This is a genomic window from Pseudomonas sp. TE3-3-F2023, assembly GCF_036784815.1.
GTDB lineage: Bacteria > Pseudomonadota > Gammaproteobacteria > Pseudomonadales > Pseudomonadaceae > Aquipseudomonas > Aquipseudomonas pudica.
The window spans coordinates 4,816,257-4,836,183 of sequence record NZ_CP145113.1 but is presented as its reverse complement, the minus strand read 5'-3'; the positions used below and the strand labels follow the sequence as shown (position 1 = coordinate 4,836,183).

General features: G+C 62.4%; 18 protein-coding genes. 3 read left to right on the top strand and 15 right to left on the bottom strand.

The window, feature by feature from the left end; genetic code table 11:
- Positions 1-25: 25 nt before the first annotated feature.
- The 6 genes from V3314_RS22220 to gcl form a co-directional block, all read right to left on the bottom strand.
- Positions 26-898: an urea transporter gene (locus V3314_RS22220; protein WP_108480565.1), complete on the bottom strand. Its 873-nt coding sequence runs from the start codon at positions 896-898 to the stop codon at positions 26-28.
- Positions 899-1,085: 187 nt separating this feature from the next.
- The gene (gene pyk / locus V3314_RS22215; protein WP_085601234.1) at positions 1,086-2,501 is read right to left on the bottom strand and encodes a pyruvate kinase; all 1,416 of its coding nucleotides are present in this window, start codon (positions 2,499-2,501) and stop codon (positions 1,086-1,088) included.
- Complete coding sequence (locus tag V3314_RS22210; protein ID WP_338459650.1) at positions 2,498-3,772, bottom strand: glycerate kinase; 1,275 nt, start codon at positions 3,770-3,772, stop codon at positions 2,498-2,500. The genes pyk and V3314_RS22210 overlap by 4 nt, the downstream gene beginning before the upstream one ends.
- Before the next feature lie 247 nt (positions 3,773-4,019).
- Positions 4,020-4,913 carry a 2-hydroxy-3-oxopropionate reductase gene (locus V3314_RS22205; RefSeq protein ID WP_046615025.1) on the bottom strand — a complete coding sequence of 298 codons (894 nt, stop codon included), beginning with the start codon at positions 4,911-4,913 and terminating at the stop codon, positions 4,020-4,022.
- Between the two features lie 185 nt (positions 4,914-5,098).
- A complete protein-coding gene (gene hyi, locus V3314_RS22200) occupies positions 5,099-5,881 on the bottom strand; it encodes a hydroxypyruvate isomerase (protein WP_003259508.1) in 783 nt (260 codons plus the stop codon).
- 68 nt (positions 5,882-5,949) lie between these two features.
- Entirely contained in the window at positions 5,950-7,725 is a 1,776-nt protein-coding gene (gene gcl, locus V3314_RS22195; protein WP_085601235.1) for a glyoxylate carboligase, read from the bottom strand.
- Between the two features lie 256 nt (positions 7,726-7,981).
- On the opposite strand from gcl, the gene V3314_RS22190 reads away from it, so the two are divergent.
- Positions 7,982-8,422, top strand: a complete 441-nt coding sequence (locus V3314_RS22190) for a heme-binding protein (RefSeq protein ID WP_046615026.1) — start codon at positions 7,982-7,984, stop codon at positions 8,420-8,422.
- 134 nt (positions 8,423-8,556) lie between these two features.
- Here V3314_RS22190 and V3314_RS22185 read toward each other — a convergent pair whose 3' ends face one another.
- Entirely contained in the window at positions 8,557-9,168 is a 612-nt protein-coding gene (locus V3314_RS22185) for a TetR/AcrR family transcriptional regulator (protein ID WP_338459649.1), read from the bottom strand.
- Between the two features lie 132 nt (positions 9,169-9,300).
- Here V3314_RS22185 and V3314_RS22180 point away from each other — a divergent pair, with 132 nt between their 5' ends.
- A complete protein-coding gene (locus V3314_RS22180) occupies positions 9,301-10,215 on the top strand; it encodes a DUF808 domain-containing protein (protein WP_046615027.1) in 915 nt (304 codons plus the stop codon).
- Between the two features lie 138 nt (positions 10,216-10,353).
- Here the strand turns inward: V3314_RS22180 and V3314_RS22175 are convergent, their stop codons facing one another.
- From V3314_RS22175 to puuE, 7 genes are all read right to left on the bottom strand, one after another.
- On the bottom strand, positions 10,354-11,136 hold the full coding sequence (locus tag V3314_RS22175) for an outer membrane protein OmpK (protein ID WP_046615028.1): 783 nt from the start codon (positions 11,134-11,136) through the stop codon (positions 10,354-10,356).
- A 353-nt stretch (positions 11,137-11,489) separates the two neighbouring features.
- Positions 11,490-12,275 carry an outer membrane protein OmpK gene (locus V3314_RS22170; protein WP_046615029.1) on the bottom strand — a complete coding sequence of 262 codons (786 nt, stop codon included), beginning with the start codon at positions 12,273-12,275 and terminating at the stop codon, positions 11,490-11,492.
- Positions 12,276-12,412: 137 nt separating this feature from the next.
- Complete coding sequence (locus V3314_RS22165; RefSeq protein ID WP_046615030.1) at positions 12,413-13,768, bottom strand: nucleobase:cation symporter-2 family protein; 1,356 nt, start codon at positions 13,766-13,768, stop codon at positions 12,413-12,415.
- Positions 13,769-13,976: 208 nt separating this feature from the next.
- The gene (locus tag V3314_RS22160) at positions 13,977-15,305 is read right to left on the bottom strand and encodes a urate hydroxylase PuuD (protein WP_338459647.1); all 1,329 of its coding nucleotides are present in this window, start codon (positions 15,303-15,305) and stop codon (positions 13,977-13,979) included.
- 59 nt (positions 15,306-15,364) lie between these two features.
- On the bottom strand, positions 15,365-15,868 hold the full coding sequence (locus V3314_RS22155) for an ureidoglycolate lyase (RefSeq protein WP_003259500.1): 504 nt from the start codon (positions 15,866-15,868) through the stop codon (positions 15,365-15,367).
- A 56-nt stretch (positions 15,869-15,924) separates the two neighbouring features.
- The gene (uraD, locus tag V3314_RS22150) at positions 15,925-16,440 is read right to left on the bottom strand and encodes a 2-oxo-4-hydroxy-4-carboxy-5-ureidoimidazoline decarboxylase (RefSeq protein ID WP_046615032.1); all 516 of its coding nucleotides are present in this window, start codon (positions 16,438-16,440) and stop codon (positions 15,925-15,927) included.
- Entirely contained in the window at positions 16,440-17,366 is a 927-nt protein-coding gene (gene puuE, locus V3314_RS22145; protein ID WP_013973531.1) for an allantoinase PuuE, read from the bottom strand. Before puuE ends, uraD begins: the two co-directional genes overlap by 1 nt.
- Positions 17,367-17,765: 399 nt before the next feature.
- On the opposite strand from puuE, the gene uraH reads away from it, so the two are divergent.
- Positions 17,766-18,119 (top strand): hydroxyisourate hydrolase, encoded by a 354-nt coding sequence (gene uraH / locus V3314_RS22140; RefSeq protein ID WP_003259496.1) that lies wholly within the window; start codon positions 17,766-17,768, stop codon positions 18,117-18,119.
- A 315-nt stretch (positions 18,120-18,434) separates the two neighbouring features.
- Here uraH and V3314_RS22135 read toward each other — a convergent pair whose 3' ends face one another.
- A complete protein-coding gene (locus V3314_RS22135) occupies positions 18,435-19,754 on the bottom strand; it encodes an NCS2 family permease (RefSeq protein WP_153671158.1) in 1,320 nt (439 codons plus the stop codon).
- Between the last annotated feature and the right edge of the window lie 173 nt (positions 19,755-19,927).

Sequence of the window (19,927 nt, the reverse complement as noted above, 5' to 3'; positions counted from 1 at the left end):
ATGGGCTGAGCCTAGGGGCTGCATTTCAGCTGTGCAAGCGGCTGGCGTCACGCTGCCGAGGCTGGGCCAGGTGGTTGCCCAGGTGCATCAGCCAGCAGGCGGCGACGAAGGGCGCGGTCAGGCCGGGCACCGGTAGCAGCTTGAACAGTGGTTGCAGCAGCAGGGCCAGGGCGATGGCCAGCAGTGTCACCCACGGCTTTTCACCCTGCCTGCTGAACGCCAGTGCCGCCAGCGCAGCGTTGAAACCATACAGGCCCAGCCAGGCGGCTTGCGCCTGGTCGGTGAGCAGTGCCGCGCCGCCGCCGATGGCCGAACCGATCACTGCCCACATTGCGGCATAAGGGTTGGCGATGAACATGCCGATGATGATCAGCAGACCGGCCAGGGGCTGGTCGAGCAGGAAGATCTGGCCCACGCCACGCGCCAACGCGTAAAGCGGGTCGGCCTCGACGAAGCCGCTGGGCGAGGGGGTGGCTATCAGCAATACGGCCCAGCCAAGCAGCACGAAGGGGGCGGTGTAGGCGATCAACAGCTTGCCACCGCGTTTGCGCCATTGGTGGGTGATGATGCTGGACAGGCCGCCAGCGGCGATGATCAATGGCGGCAGGATGGCCGACCAGGGCAGTACGACGCTGATCAGGATGCCGATCAGGACGCCGTTGTAGCTGTACAGCCCGGCTTGGCGGTCGGCACGGTCGTAGCCGCGTGCCTGGGCGGTGAGCAGGCCGGCCAGGGCGCCGAGCAGGGCACCACCGACCAGGCCGGGGGCGGTCAGCAGGATGGCCAGCAGGCAGCACAGGCCGCACAGGGGGTCACGCAGCAGCAGCACCTGGCTGAAGCCGTTGAGTAACGCCGTGGCCCAGTCGGGGCACGGGTTGACGAAATTTTTGGTGTACATCGGGGCAGTCAGTGAGGTTGATGGGGCGCGGTGGGCCTCTTTGGGCCTCGGGTTTTCCGCAGCTCTGGTGTTTCTGTGTACAAGGAGGGCTTTGCCCTCCAATCGCCGGCAAGCCAGCTCCCACAGGGATTGCAAAGGCCTTTGAAGTGGTGCGATCCCTGTGGAAGCCGGCTTGCCGGCGATGCGGTCAGATCAAGGTCTCGATCCGCAGCGTGTTAGTCGACCCTGGCTTGCCGAAAGGCACACCGGCAGTGATCAGCAACGTGTCGCCACGGCTGGCCATGCCTTGTGCCTGGGCAATCTCCAGCGCAGTGGAAACCACCTCGTCCACCTGGCGCAGGCGGTCGTTTACCACCGAGTGCACGCCCCACGCCACGCTCAGGCGGCGCGCAGTGGTCAGGTTCGGGGTCAGGTTGAGGATCGGAGCCCGTGGCCGCTCGCGTGCCGCGCGCAGGGTCGAGGCGCCCGACTCGCTGTAGTTGACCAGCACCGCCACCGGCAGAATGCCGCTGATACGGCGGATGGCGCAGCTGATGGCGTCCGACACGGTGGCCTCGGCCTTCGGCCGGCCAACGTCGAGCTGGGCCTGGTAATCCGGGCCGTTCTCCACCTGGCGGATGATCTTGCTCATCATCTGCACGGCTTCCAGCGGGTACTCACCCGAGGCAGTCTCGGCCGACAGCATCACCGCATCGGCACCTTCGGCCACGGCGTTGGCCACGTCGGTGACTTCGGCGCGGGTCGGCGCTGGCGAGAAACGCATGGATTCGAGCATCTGCGTAGCCACCACCACCGGCTTGCCCAGTTGGCGGCAGGTGCCGATGATGCGTTTCTGAATCTGCGGCACGCTTTCGGCCGGTACTTCCACGCCCAGGTCGCCGCGGGCCACCATGATCGCATCCGCAAGCTGCGCGATGGCTTGCAGCTGTTCGACTGCCGATGGTTTTTCGATCTTCGCCATCAGGTAGGCACGGTCACCGATCAGCTGGCGTGCTTCGGTGATGTCTTCGGGGCGCTGCACGAACGAAAGGGCAACCCAGTCCACGCCCAGTTCAAGGCCGAAGGCCAGGTCGCGGCGGTCTTTCTCGGTGAGCGGGGAGAGGTCGAGCACCGCTTGCGGCACGTTGACACCCTTGCGATCGGACAGCTCGCCACCGGCCAGCACTTCGGTGTCGATGGCGTCGCTGTGCTTGGCGGTGACGCGCAGGCGCAGCTTGCCGTCGTCCAGCAGCAGGTCCATGCCCGGCTCGAGGGCGGCGATGATCTCGGGGTGCGGCAGGTTGACCCGGCGGCTGTCGCCCGGGGTGTTGTCCAGGTCCAGGCGCAGGGCCTGGCCGCGTTGCAGCTGCACCTTGCCTTCGGCAAAGCGGCCGACGCGCAGCTTCGGCCCCTGCAGGTCCATGAGGATACCCAGCGGGTAGTTCAGTTGCTGCTCGACTTCGCGGATCCACTGGTAGCGCAGGGCGTGATCGGCGTGCTCGCCGTGGCTGAAGTTGAGGCGGAAGATGTTCACCCCGGCTTCTACCAGTTGGCGGATGTCGTCGATGCCTTTGATCGCAGGGCCGAGGGTGGCGAGGATCTTTACTTTTTTATCAGGCGTCATGATTGGGCAGTCTCGAGGATCAGGATGGCGCGGAAGTCGTTGACGTTGGTGCGGGTCGGCTCGGTGACGATCAGCGCATCCAGGGCGGCGAAATAGCCGTAGCCGTTGTTGTTGTCCAGCTCGTCGCTGGCCGACAGGCCCAGGGCTTCGGCGCGGGCGTAGCTGGCCGGGGTCATGAAGGCGCCGGCGTTTTCTTCCGAACCATCGATACCGTCGGTGTCACCGGCCAGGGCGTACACGCCCGGCAGGCCTTTCAGGCTTTCGGTGAGGCTGAGCAGAAACTCGGCGTTGCGCCCGCCGCGGCCATTGCCGCGCACGGTCACTGTGGTTTCGCCGCCGGACAGGATCACGCAGGGTGCCTTCAGCGGCTGGCCGTGCAGGACGATCTGGCGGGCGATACCGGCGTGCACCTTGGCCACTTCGCGTGATTCGCCTTCCAGGTCGCCGAGGATCAGCGGGCTGAACCCGGCCTGGCGGGCTTTGACCGCGGTGGCTTCGAGCGACTGCTGGGGCTTGGCGATCAGCTGGAAATGGCTGCGGGCCAGGGCCGGGTCATCGGCCTTGACGGTTTCCGAGGCTGGGTTGTTGAGCCAGTCGATGACGGCCTTGGGCGCTTCGATGTCGTAGCGCTTGAGGATGGCCAGGGCATCGGCCGAGGTGCTTGGGTCGGCCACGGTAGGGCCGGAGGCGATCACCGTGGCGAGGTCGCCCGGTACATCGGAAATGGCATAGGTGTACACCGTGGCCGGCCAGCAGGCCTTGGCCAGGCGGCCGCCCTTGATCGCCGAGAGGTGCTTGCGCACGCAGTTCATCTCGCCGATGGTGGCGCCGGATTTCAGCAGCGCCTTGTTGATCTGTTGCTTGTCGGCCAGGGTCAGGCCTTCGGCAGGCAGGGCCAGCAGCGCCGAGCCACCGCCGGACAACAGGAAGATGACGCGGTCGTCTTCAGTGAGGTTGCTGACCAGTTCCAGCACGCGCTTGGCCACGGCCAGGCCGGCGGCATCTGGGACCGGGTGGGCGGCTTCGACCACCTCGATCTTCTGGCAGTTGGCGCCGTGACCGTACCGTGTGACAACAAGCCCGGAGACTTCGCCCTGCCAGCTTTTCTCGACCACTTCGGCCATGGCGGCTGCGGCCTTGCCGGCACCGATGACGATGACCCGGCCGCTGCGGTCGGCGGGCAGGTAGGGTTCGAGGACTTGACGGGGGTGGGCGGCGGCGATGGCTGTGTCGAACAGCTCGCGGAGAAGTTTTTGCGGATCGACCGACATGGCAGGCTCCCAATTATTGTTGTTCTGCAAAATCAAAAACGCCCCTGGAACTGCCTCCGTGCAGGCTGAACCAGGGGCGGGTGTTGCTCGGTGCCACCTTTGAACCTGTGGTCGCAGGTTCAGCGGTGTTGAATTCATCGCCGGCAAGCCAGCTCCCACAGGTACACCACAGGATTGAGGGATTGTGCGGTCCCTGTGGGAGCTGGCTTGCCGGCGATTGGGCTGCGCAGCAGCCCCCGAATTCGAATTACTTTTCGTCGCGGATCGAGAAGTTGGCCATGTGCTCCAGGCCTTTGATCAGCGCCGAGTGGTCCCAGTTGCCGCCGCCCAGGGCCTGGCAGGTGTTGAACACTTGCTGGGCATTGGAGGTGTTGGGCAGGTTGATGCCCAGTTCCTTGGCACCCTGCAGGGCCAGGTTCAGGTCCTTCTGGTGCAGGTTGATGCGGAAGCCTGGGTCGAAGGTGCCCTTGATCATGCGCTCGGCGTGCACTTCGAGGATCTTCGACGAGGCGAAGCCGCCCATCAGTGCTTCACGTACCTTGGCCGGGTCGGCGCCGTTCTTTGCGGCGAACAGCAGGGCTTCGGCAACGGCCTGGATGTTCAGGGCAACGATGATCTGGTTGGCCACCTTGGCGGTCTGGCCGTCGCCATTGCCACCGACGCGGGTGATGTTCTTGCCCATGGCTTCGAACAGCGGCAGGGTGCGTTCGAAGGCTTTCGGGCAGCCGCCGACCATGATGCTCAGGGTCGCGGCCTTGGCACCGACTTCGCCGCCGGACACCGGGGCGTCCAGGTAGGCAGCGCCAGTGGCCTTGATCTTCTCGGCGAAGGCTTTGGTAGCGGTAGGGGAGATCGAGCTCATGTCGATCACGACCTTGTTCGGGCCCACGCCTTCGGCCACGCCGTTGTCACCGAACAGGACGCTTTCGACCTGCGGGGTGTCGGGGACCATGACAATGATGAACTCGGCTTCCTGGGCAACTTCCTTCGGGTTGGCCAGGGCCACGGCACCGGCGGCGATCAGGTCGGCCGGGGCAGCGTCGTGGTGAGTGGAAACGAAGATGCTGTGACCTGCTTTCTGCAGGTTCTGAGCCATGGGCTTGCCCATGATGCCGGTGCCGATGAAACCGATTTTAGCCATGAGAGATTACCTCGTTGTATTTGTTGAATCTCGATGGAGCAGACAACACGGCCCCGTGTAGGAGCGGCCTTGCGTCGCGATGGGCTGCGCAGCAGCCCCGGCAATCTATGCCGTAGCTGAAATCCTGGGGGCGCTGCGCACCCCTTTCGCGACACAAGGCCGCTCCTACAAGGTGCGTGTGGTCCTTAAATAGCGTTATGGGTCTTCAGCCAGCCCAGGCCCGCTTCGGTGGTGGTCAGCGGCTTGTACTCCGCGCCCACCCAGCCCTGGTAGCCGATGCGGTCCAGGTGCTCGAACAGGAAGCGGTAGTTGATCTCGCCGGTGCCTGGCTCGTTGCGGCCGGGGTTGTCGGCCAGCTGGATGTGGTTGATCAGTTTCAGGTTGGCTTCCATGGTACGAGCCAGGTCACCTTCCATGATCTGCATGTGGTAGATGTCGTACTGCAGGAACAGGTTGTCGCTGCCAACCTCGGCCTGGATTTCCAGGGCCTGTTTGGTGGTGTTCAGGTAGAAGCCGGGGATGTCGCGGGTGTTGATCATTTCCATGACCAGACGGATCCCGGCGGCTTTCAGCTTGTCCGCGGCGTAGCGCAGGTTTTCCACGAAGGTCTTGCGCACGGTGGCGCAGTCCGGGCCTTGTGGGCGAATGCCGGCCAAGGCGTTGACCTGGGTGTTACCCAGCACCTTGGCGTATTCGATGGCCTTGTCGACACCGGCGCGGAACTCCTCGACACGGTCAGGGTGGCAGGTGATACCGCGCTCACCCTTGGCCCAATCGCCCGCCGGCAGGTTGAACAGCACCTGGGTCAGGCCGTTGGCGTCCAGCTGCTGCTTGATCTCGGCAGCGCTGAAGTCGTAAGGGAAGAGGTATTCGACGCCGCTGAAACCAGCATCGGCAGCAGCCTTGAAGCGGGCCAGGAAGTCCTGTTCGGTGAACAGCATGGACAGGTTGGCAGCGAAGCGAGGCATGTTGTGTCTCCTTGCGATGAAGGCCCCCGGCGCCCTCAGGTAGGGGCCGGCACGGGGGCGTCAGGCGATCAGTCCAGCAGCGAGATGGCGGTTGGCGCGTCGTTGCCGACCAGGGCCAGGTCTTCGAACTCGTTGACCGCGTTGATCTCGGTGCCCATGGAAATGTTGGTCACACGTTCGAGAATCACTTCGACCACCACCGGTACACGGAACTCTTCGGCCATCTTCTGTGCCTTGAGCAGGGCAGGGGCGATCTCGGCCGGCTCGAACACACGAATGGCCTTGCAGCCCAGGCCTTCGACCACGGCGACATGGTCGACACCGTACGTGGCGGCGTCGGTCGAGTTGATGTTCTCGAACGCCAGTTGAACACAGTAATCCATGTCGAAGCCACGTTGCGCCTGACGGATCAGGCCCAGGTAGGCGTTGTTCACCAGTACGTGCACGTATGGCAGGTTGAACTGTGCGCCCACCGCCAGCTCTTCGATCATGAACTGGAAGTCGTAGTCACCCGACAGCGCGACCACCTTGCGCTTCGGATCGGCCTTGACCACACCGAGGGCGGCAGGGATGGTCCAGCCCAGCGGGCCGGCCTGGCCGCAGTTGATCCAGTGGCGTGGCTTGTACACGTGCAGGAACTGCGCGCCGGCGATCTGCGACAGACCGATGGTGCTGACGTAGCAGGTGTCCTTGCCGAATACCTGGTTCATTTCTTCGTAGACGCGCTGCGGCTTGACCGGCACGTTGTCGAAGTGGGTCTTGCGCTGCAGGGTGGCCTTGCGCTCCTGGCAGTCTTGCAGCCAGGCCTTGCGGCATTTCAGCTTGCCGGCGGCTTTCCACTCGCGGGCCACTTCGAGGAACACGTCCAGTGCCTTGCCGGCGTCGGAAACGATACCCAGGTCCGGAGTGAACACGCGGCCGATCTGGGTCGGCTCGATGTCCACGTGCACGAACTTGCGGCCTTCGGTGTAGACGTCGACGGAACCGGTGTGGCGGTTGGCCCAGCGGTTACCGATACCGAACACCAGGTCGGATTTCAGCAGGGTGGCGTTGCCATAGCGGTGCGAAGTCTGCAGGCCGACCATGCCGACCATCTGTGCGTGGTCATCCGGGATGGTGCCCCAGCCCATCAGGGTCGGGATTACCGGTACACCGGTCAGTTCGGCGAACTCGACCAGTTTGTCGCTGGCGTCGGCGTTGATGATGCCGCCACCGGCTACCAGCAGCGGGCGCTCGGCGTCATTGAGCAGGGCCAGGGCTTTTTCGGCCTGTACGCGGGTGGCGGATGGCTTGTGTACTGGCAGTGGTTCGTAGGCGTCGATGTCGAATTCGATTTCCGCCATCTGCACGTCGAACGGCAGGTCGATCAGTACCGGGCCTGGGCGGCCGGTGCGCATTTCATAGAAGGCCTTCTGGAAGGCGTAAGGCACCTGGCCTGGTTCCAGGACGGTGGTGGCCCACTTGGTGACCGGCTTGACGATGTTGGTGATGTCGACAGCCTGGAAGTCTTCCTTGTGCAGGCGGGCACGTGGTGCCTGGCCGGTGATGCAGAGGATCGGGATGGAGTCGGCGGAGGCACTGTACAGGCCGGTGACCATGTCGGTGCCGGCTGGGCCGGAGGTGCCGATGCACACGCCGATGTTGCCTGGGTTGGCGCGGGTGTAACCCTCGGCCATGTGCGAGGCGCCTTCGACGTGGCGAGCGAGGACGTGATCGATGCCACCGACTTTCTTCAGGGCCGAGTACAACGGGTTGATGGCAGCCCCCGGGATGCCAAACGCGGTATCTACACCTTCACGGCGCATGACCAGAACGGCTGCATCGATTGCTCTCATTTTGCTCATGGTTTGTGCCTCATCGATTTTGTAATTGTATACAACTTGCTTTGTGCCAGAGTGTATTCACGGCTGGCCGCTCAGGTCAACGGGTTTTCGTCGGACAAGGTCGCTTTCGTTCAAGCGCCCGTGAAAACGGGCGTTTGCAATCTCGCATACGATCGTTTCAATTTATTGTATACAAAAATAGATTCAGTTGTGTTCTATTGGCTTACCGGTTTTTCACCTGCCCTCAGGGCTTCTACAACAAGAAGAGGACCTTTCCATGAACGCTTTGAACCTGAAAGTCGCGGTCAGCCTGGTAAATGCCGCGCTGGCGGCGGGCCGCAAGATCAACGCCGCGCCACTGACCGTGGCAGTGCTGGATGCCGGCGGCCACTTACTGGCGCTGCAGCGCGAGGATGGCGCCAGCCTGATCCGGCCGGAGGTGGCTACCGGCAAGGCCTGGGGGGCGATTGCCCTGGGCAAGGGGTCGCGTCTGCTGGCGCTGGACGCGCAGCAACGGCCGGCGTTTTTTGCTGCGCTGAACGGGTTGGGCGAGCGGCCGGTTGTGCCAGCGCCGGGTGGTGTGCTGGTGCGTGATCAGGACGGCAAGGTGCTGGGTGCGGTAGGGATTAGCGGCGATACGTCGGATATCGACGAGCAGTGCGCGATCAGTGCGATCGAGGAGATGGGGTTGAAGGCGGATGCGGGTGTAGCAGCCTGATTCTCTATTGCCTGTTCCGGCCCTATCGCCGGCAAGCCAGCTCCCACAGAGCCGCCACAGACCTTGAAAACTGTGGTGTACCTGTGGGAGCTGGCTTGCCGGCGATGGGCTGCAAAGCAGCCCCACTGGCCCTGTCAGGCTAGCTCAGGCTCACACCCCTTGAGCACCATGCGGATTATGGTCTCCGCCGCGGCGTCATAATCGCTGTCGGCCAGCTTGGCCTTGCCGGTCACCGCAGAGATCTGCCAGTCGAAATCGGCGTAGGTCTGGGTCGCAGCCCAGATGCTGAACATCAGGTGATGCGCATCCACATGGGCGATCTGCCCGCTGTCGATCCAGCGCTGGATGCACTCGATGTTATGCCGCGCCTGCTCGTTCAGCTGCGCTACCTGGTTCGGCGACAGGTGCGGGGCGCCGTGCATGATCTCGCTGGCGAACACCTTGGACGCATGCGGCAGGTCGCGGGAAATGCGGATCTTCGAACGGATGTACGCGCTCAGCACTTCCTTGGGGTCACCGTCGGCATTGAACGGGGTCGACGCCTGCATGATCGGCGCGATGATGCTTTCCAGGACCTCGCGGTAGAGGTTGTCCTTGGATTTGAAGTAGTAATACACGTTCGGCTTGGGCAGGCCGGCCTTGGCCGCGATATCGCTGGTCTTGGTGGCGGCGAAGCCCTTGTCGGCGAATTCCTCGCTGGCCGCGCGCAGGATCAGTTCCTTGTTGCGCTCGCGAATGGTGCTCATGGTCAGGGATCTTCCTCGTGTCTGGCCACCTCTAAGAGGGATCGGGCATGGTAGCACCGGGCTCGACGGGCGCTCAAGGCAGCGGCTTTGGGCTAGAATCCTCGACACTTATTCTTCTGGATGCAGGCAAACATGGCAGGAAGCAGTCTACTGGTACTGATCGACGACATCGCCACGGTACTCGATGACGTCTCGGTGATGACCAAGGTGGCGGCGAAAAAGACCGCAGGCGTGTTGGGCGATGACCTGGCACTCAATGCCCAGCAGGTCACCGGGGTGCGTGCCGAGCGCGAGCTGCCTGTGGTGTGGGCGGTGGCCAAAGGGTCGCTGGTGAACAAGGCCATCCTGGTGCCGGCGGCGCTGCTGATCAGTGCGTTCATCCCGTGGGCGGTGACGCCATTGTTGATGCTGGGCGGTGCATACCTGTGCTTCGAAGGCTTCGAGAAACTGGCGCACAAGTTCCTGCACAGCAAGGCCGAGGATGACGCCGAGCATGAAGCGCGCAAGGTGGCGGTGGCCGATGCCAACGTCGACCTGGTGGCGTTCGAGAAAGCCAAGATCAAGGGGGCGGTACGTACCGACTTCATCCTTTCGGCGGAAATCATCGCCATCACTCTGGGCATTGTTGCCGACTCGCCGTTGACCCAGCAGATCGTCGTGCTGTCGGGCATCGCGGTGGTCATGACCATCGGCGTGTACGGGCTGGTGGGCGGTATCGTCAAGCTCGATGACCTGGGGCTGTGGATGACCCAGAAGGCTTCACGCCTGGCCAGGGCGGTGGGGAGCGGTATTCTGCGGGCCGCGCCGTACATGATGAAGAGCCTGTCGGTGATCGGCACGGCGGCCATGTTCCTGGTCGGTGGCGGGATCCTGGTGCATGGCATCGAGCCTTTGCATCATGCCATCGAGGCATTCAGTGAAGGACGTGGTGGGGCGTTTACCGTGGCGCTGCTGAACGGCGGTGTCGGGGTTGTGGCCGGTGCCGTGGTGCTGGCCGTGGTGGGCATTGCGGGGAAATTGTGGCGGGCGGTTCGGCCGGCCAGTTGATGCTGCCTGGCCGGGGCTTCGCCCCGGTTCGCGGGTGAACCCGCTCCCACATGTATAACGTCTGCCATGAACCCGGTGCGGACCCTGTGGGAGCGGGTTTACCCGCGAATGGGCCGCAAGGCGGCCCCTTTACTCAGATCAGAAGTGAACCTTGACCAAGAAGCTCATGGTGTTCTGATCAGTGGTGAAGGCATCGCTGTCCTTGATGCCGTACTTGTTCTTCCAGTAGTCGTATTCCACACCCACATACAGCTGCTTCTCGCCCAGGTGCAAGGCCTTGCCCAGGTCATACTTGATCTGCGGGTTGAAGTGCAGGTTGGCCTGATAGGTGCCGCGGCGGTTTTCGTCGTTGTCCACCACCCAGTCCATGAAACCGTCGATCAGCACATCGGACGAACCGACCGGAATGGTGTACGACCATACCGGGGTGATCTGCCATACGTTGTCGCCGGCGCGGCTGCCGTCGGTGGTGCGGTTGTAGAAGTTAAGCTGGAAGTAGTCGAAGCCAGGGATGTCCAGGTCGAAGCCCGGGCCGATCAGGTACGACTCGGTATCACCTTCGCCGAACTCGTAGGTCATCGCCAGCAGCACGTCCTTGACCGGGCCGAAGGCCAGCTTCTGGTCGAAGATCTTGCCGAACGACAGGCGCGGGCTGATTTCGCCATAGTAGGTGTTCGGGCCATTGCCCTCATCTTTCTGGCCCTGGTAGAAGATCTTGTCGACAAAGATGAAGTTGTCGCCGTACTTCCAGCCATCAGCGTGCTCGAAGGTCACGGTTTGCTGGATCGACGGGTTGACCTTGAAGTTCTTGCCCCACAGGTAGGTCAGGCTGTTGTTCTGCCACTGCAGCAGGTCGCCGCCGAAGGTGGTGCCACAGGCCAGCAGGCCGCCGGCGAGGATCAGGCTGTTGATGGTACGCATTGCGAGTGTCGCTCCCTTGATTGATCTATTGTCAGCGCTCGTTGTTGGCGCTTTTTTTGTCTTGCGAGTCAGCTTTTTTCGATAGGCCACAGCAGTTTGGCAAGGGTTGAGCCAACTTTCCTGGGCTGGCAAAACCTTCCTGCTCGACTTCGTTCTGAACGGATGAAAAGGGTCTTTCAGGCTGGCAACACGTTGGCCAACCGCCCGTATTCATTGACTGAGCGGTCAGTAAACGCAGGCAGAATCCCTTCTGCCCTGATCGAGGGGGCGCGCAGATTACTGGCTTGCGCGCCTTGCCTCAAGTGCTCCGTCCTGGAGCAGGGTGGATCAAACTTGTGCGTTTGGTCAGTTTTCTAGAAGTGCACCTTGATCAGGGCACTGGTGACGCTCTGGTTGCTGTCGATGTTGCCTTGGCTGTCGATGCCGTACTTGTCCTTCCAGTAGCTGTACTCGATGCCCACGTACAGCTGCTTGGCGCCCAGGTTCAGGGCTTTGCCCAGGTCGTACTTGACCTGTGGGTTGAACTGCAGGTTGGCATGGTAGGTACCGCGGCGGGTCTGGTCGTTGTCGACCACCCAGTCCATGTAACCGTCGATCAGAATGTCGGATTTGCCCACCGGAATGGTGTACGAGAAGGCTGGGGTGATCTGCCAGACATTGTCACCGGGGCGGCTACCTTCGGTGTTGCGCAGGTAGAAGTTGAGGGTGAAGTAGTTGAAGCCGGGTATGTCCAGGTCGAAGCCGGGGCCGATCAGGTAGGCCTCGTTGTCGCCCTCGCCACGCTCGTAGGTCATGGCCAGCAGTACATCCTTGATCGGGCCGAACGCCAGCTTCTGGTCGAAGATCTTGCCGAACGACAGGCGCGGGCTGAACTCACCGTAGTAGGTGGTCACGCCTTTGCCCGGGTCGGGCTTGCCGTTGTAGAAGATCTTGTCGACGAACATGAAGGTATCGCCGTACTTCCATTTGTTGGCGTGCTCGAAGGTCACTGTCTGCTGGATGCGTGGGTTGACCTTGAAATCCTTGCCGTACAGGTAGGTCAGGCTTTCGCCATGCCACTGCAGCCATTCGCCAGCGTGGGCGGGGACGGTGGCCAGCAGGCTGCTGCCCAGCAAGAGGGACGAGGTGATGCGTTTCATGTTGTGGTTCCCGGACTTATTGTTTTTGTTTGGTTTTTTTGGCGCGCAGGCGCCCCGGACGGCCCATTCCGGCGGGCCGACGGTGTAGCGTTTACGGCGAATTCGAGGTGGGGCGGCAATGCGCCGCCCCCCTGTGCTCAATGCTGGTGACAGGCGTCGTTGTGCACCGCACGGTCGGCACCACCCAGGATGTTGAACAGCACGTTCAACACCAGGGCACTGACCGTGGCCATGGCGATACCACTGTGGGTGATGGGTTCCATCCACTGGGGCATCTGGGCGAAGAACTCCGGACGTACCACGGGGATCAACCCGAAGCCGACGCTCACCGCGACCAGCAACTGGTTGCGACGGTCGCCGATGTCCGCCTCCTGGAGAATCTTGATCCCGGTGGCGGTGACCATGCCGAACATGGCGATGGACGCGCCGCCTAGTACTGCAGGCGGGATCGAGGCAATCAGGAAGGCCGCCTTGGGCAGCAGGCTGAGCAGGATCAGCAGGGCACCGGCCACGATGGTGACATAGCGGCAGCGCACCCCGGTCATCTGCACCAGGCCGATGTTCTGGGCGAACGAGGAGTGGGTAAAGGTGTTGAAGAAGCCGGCGATGAACGACGCGCCAGCATCGCACAGCAAGCCGCGGCGCAGCATCCCCGGGGTAACTTCACGATCGGTCACCTTGCCCAGGGCCAGGAACATGCCCGTGGACTCGACGAAGATGATCACCACCACCAGGCACATCGACAGGATCGGCGCCAGGCTGAAGGTCGGCATGCCGAAGTGCAGTGGGGTCACCACTTGCAGCCACGGTGCGTCGTTCAGGCCCGACAGGTCGACCATGCCGATGGAGCCGGCCAGGATGTAGCCCAGGCCCATTCCCACCAGCACCGACACGTTGACCCAGAAACCGCGCATGAAACGGTTGATCAGCAGGATTACTGCCAGCACCAGGCCGGCCACCAGCAGGTAGATCGGCGAACCGAAGGTCCCTGCTTCCTGACCGCCACCGGCCCAGTTGACTGCCACCGGGAACAGCGACAGGCCAATCGAGGTGATCACCGTGCCGGTGACCAGTGGCGGGAAGAAGCGTACGACCTTGGACATGAACGGCGCGATCAGCATGCCGAAGAAGCCGGCGGCGATGGTGGCACCGAAGATCCCCTGCAGGCCTACGCCGGGCATGCCGGCCATGGCCACCATGCTGCCGACGGCAGCGAAACTGGCACCCATCATCACCGGCATGCGGATGCCCACCGGGCCGATACCGAAGGACTGGATGATGGTGGCGACGCCAGCGACCAGCAGGTCGGCGTTGATCAGAAAAGCGACTTCTTCACGGGACAGCCCGGCGGCCTGGCCGATGATCAATGGCACGGCGATGGCGCCGCCGTACATCAGCAGAACGTGTTGCAGGCCAACCAGGATCAGTTGGAACAGGGGCAAGGGCTCGCGCGGCGGCGCAACAGGGATATACGCCTTGCGTGACTCGGACATGCAGCACCTCGAGTTTTGTTTTTATTCTCGGATCCAAGCGCCGGCCTCAGGCGGCAGGCTTCCGGTTAAGAAAGCCTGAGGTTCCCGCTTGAGGCTGAACGCTCGATGCTTGCTTGTTGCGTATGTCTTGAAACAGAGGCCGGGAGTGCCGGCCTCTTCGCGGGTGAACCCGCTCCTACAGGGGCGGTGTTATCCCGACAATTGTGTTTCAGTTGACCGGGGCGCCTTTGGCGATCCAGTCACCGACCAGCTTGCGCTCTTCGGTGGTCATCTGGGTGATGTTGCCCAGCGGCATGATCTGGCTGGCGACCGCTTGCGCCTGGATGCGCGCGGCCTGGGCCTGGATCTGCTGCGGGGTGTCGAACATCACGCCGGCAGGGGCGGCGCTGAACAGTGGGCTGGTCGGCTTGGACGAGTGGCACACGGTGCAGCGTTCCTGGATGACATTGTGGATCTTGTCGAAGCTCTCGCCGCCAGCCTGGGCCGTGGCCTGGGCAGGGGCTTCTGCCGGTGCGGCAGGCGCTGCGGCAGCCTTGGCGGCCTCCTCGGCGCGTTGCTCGGCAGCGGTCTTGCCACCTACAGCGGTCGCAGGCAGTGGCTGGTACTCGACCTTCGCCGCGGCTTGCTCAGGGCTGACGGCCATCGGTTTCGGACCGGTGACGTAGGCCAGGCAGATCATCGCCAGGGCGCCGACCGGCAGGGTCCAGGCGTACTTGTTGCTGTCGTGGCGGGTGTTGAAGTAGTGGCGGATCAGGACCGCGGCTACTGCGATACCGGCCAGGATCAGCCAGTTGTACTGGCTACCGTAGGTGCTCGGGAAGTGGTTGCTGATCATGATGAACAGCACCGGCAAGGTGAAGTAGTTGTTGTGGCGCGAGCGCAGCAGGCCCTTGGCCGGCAGTACCGGGTCCGGGGTCTGGTTGTTCTCGATCGCAGCCACCAGCTGGCGCTGGGCCGGCATGATGATGCGGAACACGTTGCCGACCATGATGGTGCCGATGATCGCGCCGGTGTGCAGGTATGCACCACGGCCGCTGAACACCAGGCTGAAGCCCCAGCACGCGGCGATGATCAGCACGAACAGTACGGCACCGAGCAGCGCTGGTTTCTTGCCCAGGGGCGAATCGCACAGGAAGTCGTAGATGAACCAGCCGGCGATCAGCGAGCCGATACCGATGGCCACGCCTTCGGTACCGCTGAGGGTGCTGCCAGGGGCCAGCAGGTACAGGGCCGGGTTCCAGTAGAACACCACGCACAACAGGGCGATACCGGACATCCAGGTGAAATAGGCTTCCCATTTGAACCAGTGCAGGTTCTCGGGCATTTTCGGGGGGGCGAGCTTGTATTTCTCCAGGTGGTAGATACCACCGCCGTGAATTGCCCAGAGATCACCCGACAACCCATCGCGCGGGTTGCTTCGGTTCAGGTGGTTCTCCAGCCAGACGAAGTAGAACGATGCACCGATCCAGGCGACACCGGTGATCATGTGAACCCAGCGAATGCTCAGGTTCAGCCATTCGTGAAGGTGTGCTTCCACAGTATGTACCTCTTGCCGGTCACCCGCTCGGGCAAAGCCCTTGAATGACCGACCTTTTCTTATTGGTGGGGATTGAGGACCAGCATCTGTTCCTCGGTGAAGTAATGCTCGTCGCAGTTGTTGCCGGAACCACTGCGATCAACCACCAGGAAGTCATCCCGCTTTTCGATCGTCAGCACCGGGTGGTGCCAGACGCCGCGATGGTAATTAACGCCCTGCCTGCCATTACTGCGGAAGGCTCGGACCAAGCCTGATACAGGTGCATCGCCAACTGGCGCGACCACGATCAGAAAGGGGTTGCCGAGCAGCGGAATGAAAGCCTGGCTGCCCAGCGGATGGCGTTCCAGCATGCGCACGGTCAGCGGCATGTCCAGCGCGTCGGCGCGGAAGATGCTGATGATCGCCTTGTCTTCAGGCTCGGCGGTTTCGACCGTGGCGAGCTTGTGGAAGCGCATGGTCGAGCCGTTGTTGATCATGAAGTGGTCGCTGCCGTCGGTTTCGATCACGTCTCCGAAGGGGGCGAAGGCTTCTTTGGTCAGGGGCTCGATCATCAGGGTGCGCATGCGGATATCTCTTCTATGTTCGTTGTTCTGGATAAGGCTCAAGCGTTGCGGCGGCTTTACAGCTGCAGCAGGCGGAACAGGGCGATCAGGTTGATCTGCGCCAGGGCTTCCTTGAATTCGGCATCGGCATCGTTGTGAATGCGTTTTTCGAAGGAGGCGAGGATCTGGTGCCGGTTGCTGCCTTTTACCGCCATGATGAACGGGAACTGGAACTTGGCCTTGTAGGCGTCGTTCAGCTCGGTGAAACGGGCGAACTCTTCGGCGGTGCACTGGTGAATACCGGCGCCGGCCTGCTCGTTGGTGCTCGATTCGGTCAGCTCGCCCTGGATGGCGGCCTTGCCGGCCAGGTCCGGGTGAGCGTTGATCAGCGCCAGCTGGTCGGCGTGGTTGGCGCTGAGCAGGATGTCGCTCATGCGCTGGTGCAGCGCCTCGATCTCGTCCAGCTCGCCCAGTTGGCCCAGGTCATAGGCTTTTTCGGCTACCCACGGCGAGTGCTCGTAGATGTCGGCGAATGCCTCGACGAAGGCGTCACGGCTCAGGGCGGATGGCTTGAGGGTTTTGAAGGCTGTCATCAGGCGTTCTCTTTCTTGTACGGGTGGGTGGCGTGCCAGTGGCGGGCGATGTCCACGCGACGGGCGAACCAGACCTGGTCATGGCTTTTTGCGTAATCGACGAAGCGCTTCAGTGCGGCCAGGCGTGCCGGACGGCCGACCAGGCGGCAATGCAGGCCGATGGACAGCATCTTCGGGGCCTCGGCGCCTTCGGCGTACAGCACATCGAATGCGTCCTTCAGGTACTGGAAGAACTGCTCGCCGCAGTTGAAGCCCTGTACCTGGGTAAAGCGCATGTCGTTGGTGTCGAGGGTGTAGGGGATCACCAGGTGCGGCTTGCCGGTAGGGTTGTTCGGCTCCCAGTAGGGCAGGTCGTCGTCATAGGTGTCGCTGTCGTACAGGAAGCCACCTTCTTCCATCACCAGGCGGCGGGTGTTCGGGCCGGTGCGGCCGGTGTACCAGCCCAGCGGGCGCTCGCCGGTGATTTCGGTGAGGATGCGGATCGCTTCGAGCATGTGCTCGCGCTCCTGGGCCTCGTCCATGTACTGGTAGTCGATCCAGCGGTAGCCGTGGCTGCAGATTTCATGGCCGGCCTCGGCCATGGCGCGGATCACGTCGGGGTGGCGCTGGGCGGCCATGGCCACGGCGAAGATGGTCAGCGGCACGCCACTGTCCTTGAACAGTTTCAGCAGGCGCCACACGCCGGCACGGCTGCCGTACTCGTACAGCGATTCCATGCTCATGTTGCGCACGCCCTGCAATGGCTGGGCGGCGACCATTTCCGAGAGGAAAGCTTCGGACTCCTTGTCACCGTGCAGGATGTTGCGTTCGCCACCTTCCTCGTAGTTGAGGACGAAAGACAGCGCGATGCGAGCGTTGCCCGGCCATTGCGGGTGAGGAGGGTTGTTGCCGTAACCGATCAGGTCGCGAGGGTAGTCAGCGCTCACTGCAGTCTTCCTTCTTGTGCGTTAGTGCGGGTGGTGGGCGGGCCGCGTCGGTATGTCGCACCACCGGATGGGCTGATTGTATACAACTTCTGAAATCTTTTGTAAGCCTGTTTTTCCGCATTTCTTCCCTTTTGTCGCCTCGAAGCGACCTGGAAAAACAGTGCAAGAAACCTGCCTGATTGGTCAGCTAATGACGTTGGCGTCTTTGCGGCGCCTGTATTTGCGACCGATGGGTCGTTTATTGGCAAGAAACGGCGGGTGCGACGCATGGGTTCAAAAAATTGTGTACAATTTTTCGATGGAATGTCTTAATGGCGTCATTCCCGCACATCGCAGGCCCTTTGGCGTGATGATGGCCGTGTATTTTTTGCCCACAGATTGAACAAGAGGCGACAAGCAATGGGACGTTTGACCACACACGTACTGGATGCCGCGCATGGCTGCCCGGGCAGCTCGATCAAGGTCGAGCTGTACCGTGTCGAAGGCCAGCAGCTGGAGCTGGTGAACACTGCCCTGACCAACAGCGATGGCCGCGTCGACGCGCCGCTGCTGCAGGGTGACGACTACCGTACCGGCGTCTACCAGCTGCAGTTCAGCGCTGGCGACTACTACCGCGCTCGCGGTGTACAGCTGCCAGCCCAGGCGTTCCTGGATGTTGTCGTGCTGCGCTTTGGCATCGACGAGCAGCAGGAGCACTACCACGTGCCGCTGCTGATCTCGCCGTACAGCTATTCGACCTATCGTGGAAGCTAGTTGGTCGCTAGAAGAATCTTCGTAGGTCCTTTGGCCCGCTCTCACACTGGCGGGCTTTTTTTCGTCTGCTGTTTGTCGCCGGCAAGCCAGCTGCCATCTGATAGGTAGCGCGGGCCCTTGTAGGAGCGGCCTTGTGTCGCGAAAGGGCTGCGGAGCAGCCCCGGCAATTTGTGCATCTGCGCTGAAACCCTGGGGCTGCTTTGCAGCCCTTTCGCGACACAAGGCCGCTCCTACAAAAGCCGGTGCAGGTCAGCAGATTGATGCCGGCCAAATAAAGAAAGGGCGCCGAGGCGCCCTTGGTTGGTGCAGCAGGGGTCAGAGGAACACGAACTTGGCAATGAAGATTGCGCACAGCACCCACAGGCTGGCCGAGATTTCCTTGTACTTGCCGGTACCCGCCTTCAACGCGACGTAGCTGATGAAGCCCAACGCAATACCATCGGCGACCGAGAAGGTCAGCGGCATCATGATGACCGTGACGATTGCCGGAATGCTGTCGGTAGCTTCGTCCCAGTGGATATGCGCCATGCTGCCCATCATCAGCATCGCCACGTAGATCAGTGCGCCGGCAGTGGCATAGGCGGGAATCATCCCGGCCAGCGGCGCGAAGAACATTGCGGCAATGAACAGCAGGCCGACCACCACGGCGGTCAGGCCAGTGCGGCCACCCGCTGCGACACCCGCAGCACTCTCCACATAGCTGGTCACCGGCGGCACACCGACCACTGCGCCGAACACGCTCGAAGCACTGTCTGCCTTCAGCGCTTTGGACAGGTTCTCGATGCGCCCGTCCGGCGCCACCAGGTTGGCACGCTGCGCCACGCCCATCAGCGTGCCGGCGGTGTCGAACATATGCACGAACAGAAACGCCAGCACCACGCTGATCATGCTGACGTTGAACACGCCAGCCACATCCATCGCCATCCAGGTCGGTGCCAGGCTCGGCGGCATCGACATCACCCCGCCGAACTTGACCAGGCCCAGCCCCCAACCCGCCAGGGTGACACCAATGATGCTGATCAGGATCGCCCCAAACACCCGCTTGTAGCTGAGGATGGCAATCAGCAGGAAGCACACGGCTGCCAGCAGTGGCCCTGGCTCATGCAGCGAACCCAGCTTGATCAGGGTAGCGGGGCTGTCGACGATGATGCCTGCCGTCTTCAGGCCGATCAGCCCGAGAAACAATCCGACGCCGGCCCCCATGGCATGGCGCAGGCTGACCGGGATGCTGTTGAGCAACCATTCGCGCACTTTCGACAAGGTCAGGAACATGAACAGCACGCCCGAGACGAACACCGCCCCCAGTGCCGTTTCCCAGTTGTAGCCCATGGTTCCGACCACGGTGTAGGTGAAGAAGGCGTTAAGCCCCATGCCTGGTGCCAGGCCTACCGGCCAGTTGGCGTACAGCCCCATCAGCAGGCAGCCCAGCGCGGCGGCGATGCAGGTGGCGACGAAAGCGGCACCGTGGTCGATGCCGGCGTCGGCCATGATGTTGGGGTTGACGAAGATGATGTAGGCCATGGTGATGAAGGTGGTCACCCCGGCGATCATTTCGGTTCTGACGGTGCTGCCGTGTTGCTTGAGTTTGAAAATCCGCTCCAGCCAGCTCGTTTCGAGCGGTGGGGCAAGATCCAGCGTAGGGGCTTCGGATTTGCGGCTTTCCACAGCGAGTACTCCTCAAGTCTTTCTTGTTGTTATGGAGCCAGGGGCCTGCGCAATGCACTTGGCGGCTCCGCGAGGGAAGGCAGACGTCTGACCGGTTTGTTGACTTGCGGGTCAAGAAGTTGCTCGGTGGATTATCCTTTTGT

Excerpts from the sequence above, each read along its gene's own strand:
- V3314_RS22220 (WP_108480565.1), bottom strand. The coding sequence starts at position 898 with ATGTACACCAAAAATTTCGTCAACCCGTGCCCCGACTGGGCCACGGCG.
- pyk (WP_085601234.1), bottom strand. The coding sequence starts at position 2,501 with ATGACGCCTGATAAAAAAGTAAAGATCCTCGCCACCCTCGGCCCTGCG.
- V3314_RS22210 (WP_338459650.1), bottom strand. The coding sequence starts at position 3,772 with ATGTCGGTCGATCCGCAAAAACTTCTCCGCGAGCTGTTCGACACAGCC.
- V3314_RS22205 (WP_046615025.1), bottom strand. The coding sequence starts at position 4,913 with ATGGCTAAAATCGGTTTCATCGGCACCGGCATCATGGGCAAGCCCATG.
- hyi (WP_003259508.1), bottom strand. The coding sequence starts at position 5,881 with ATGCCTCGCTTCGCTGCCAACCTGTCCATGCTGTTCACCGAACAGGAC.
- gcl (WP_085601235.1), bottom strand. The coding sequence starts at position 7,725 with ATGAGCAAAATGAGAGCAATCGATGCAGCCGTTCTGGTCATGCGCCGT.
- V3314_RS22190 (WP_046615026.1), top strand. The coding sequence starts at position 7,982 with ATGAACGCTTTGAACCTGAAAGTCGCGGTCAGCCTGGTAAATGCCGCG.
- V3314_RS22185 (WP_338459649.1), bottom strand. The coding sequence starts at position 9,168 with ATGAGCACCATTCGCGAGCGCAACAAGGAACTGATCCTGCGCGCGGCC.
- V3314_RS22180 (WP_046615027.1), top strand. The coding sequence starts at position 9,301 with ATGGCAGGAAGCAGTCTACTGGTACTGATCGACGACATCGCCACGGTA.
- V3314_RS22175 (WP_046615028.1), bottom strand. The coding sequence starts at position 11,136 with ATGCGTACCATCAACAGCCTGATCCTCGCCGGCGGCCTGCTGGCCTGT.
- V3314_RS22170 (WP_046615029.1), bottom strand. The coding sequence starts at position 12,275 with ATGAAACGCATCACCTCGTCCCTCTTGCTGGGCAGCAGCCTGCTGGCC.
- V3314_RS22165 (WP_046615030.1), bottom strand. The coding sequence starts at position 13,768 with ATGTCCGAGTCACGCAAGGCGTATATCCCTGTTGCGCCGCCGCGCGAG.
- V3314_RS22155 (WP_003259500.1), bottom strand. The coding sequence starts at position 15,868 with ATGCGCACCCTGATGATCGAGCCCCTGACCAAAGAAGCCTTCGCCCCC.
- uraD (WP_046615032.1), bottom strand. The coding sequence starts at position 16,440 with ATGACAGCCTTCAAAACCCTCAAGCCATCCGCCCTGAGCCGTGACGCC.
- uraH (WP_003259496.1), top strand. The coding sequence starts at position 17,766 with ATGGGACGTTTGACCACACACGTACTGGATGCCGCGCATGGCTGCCCG.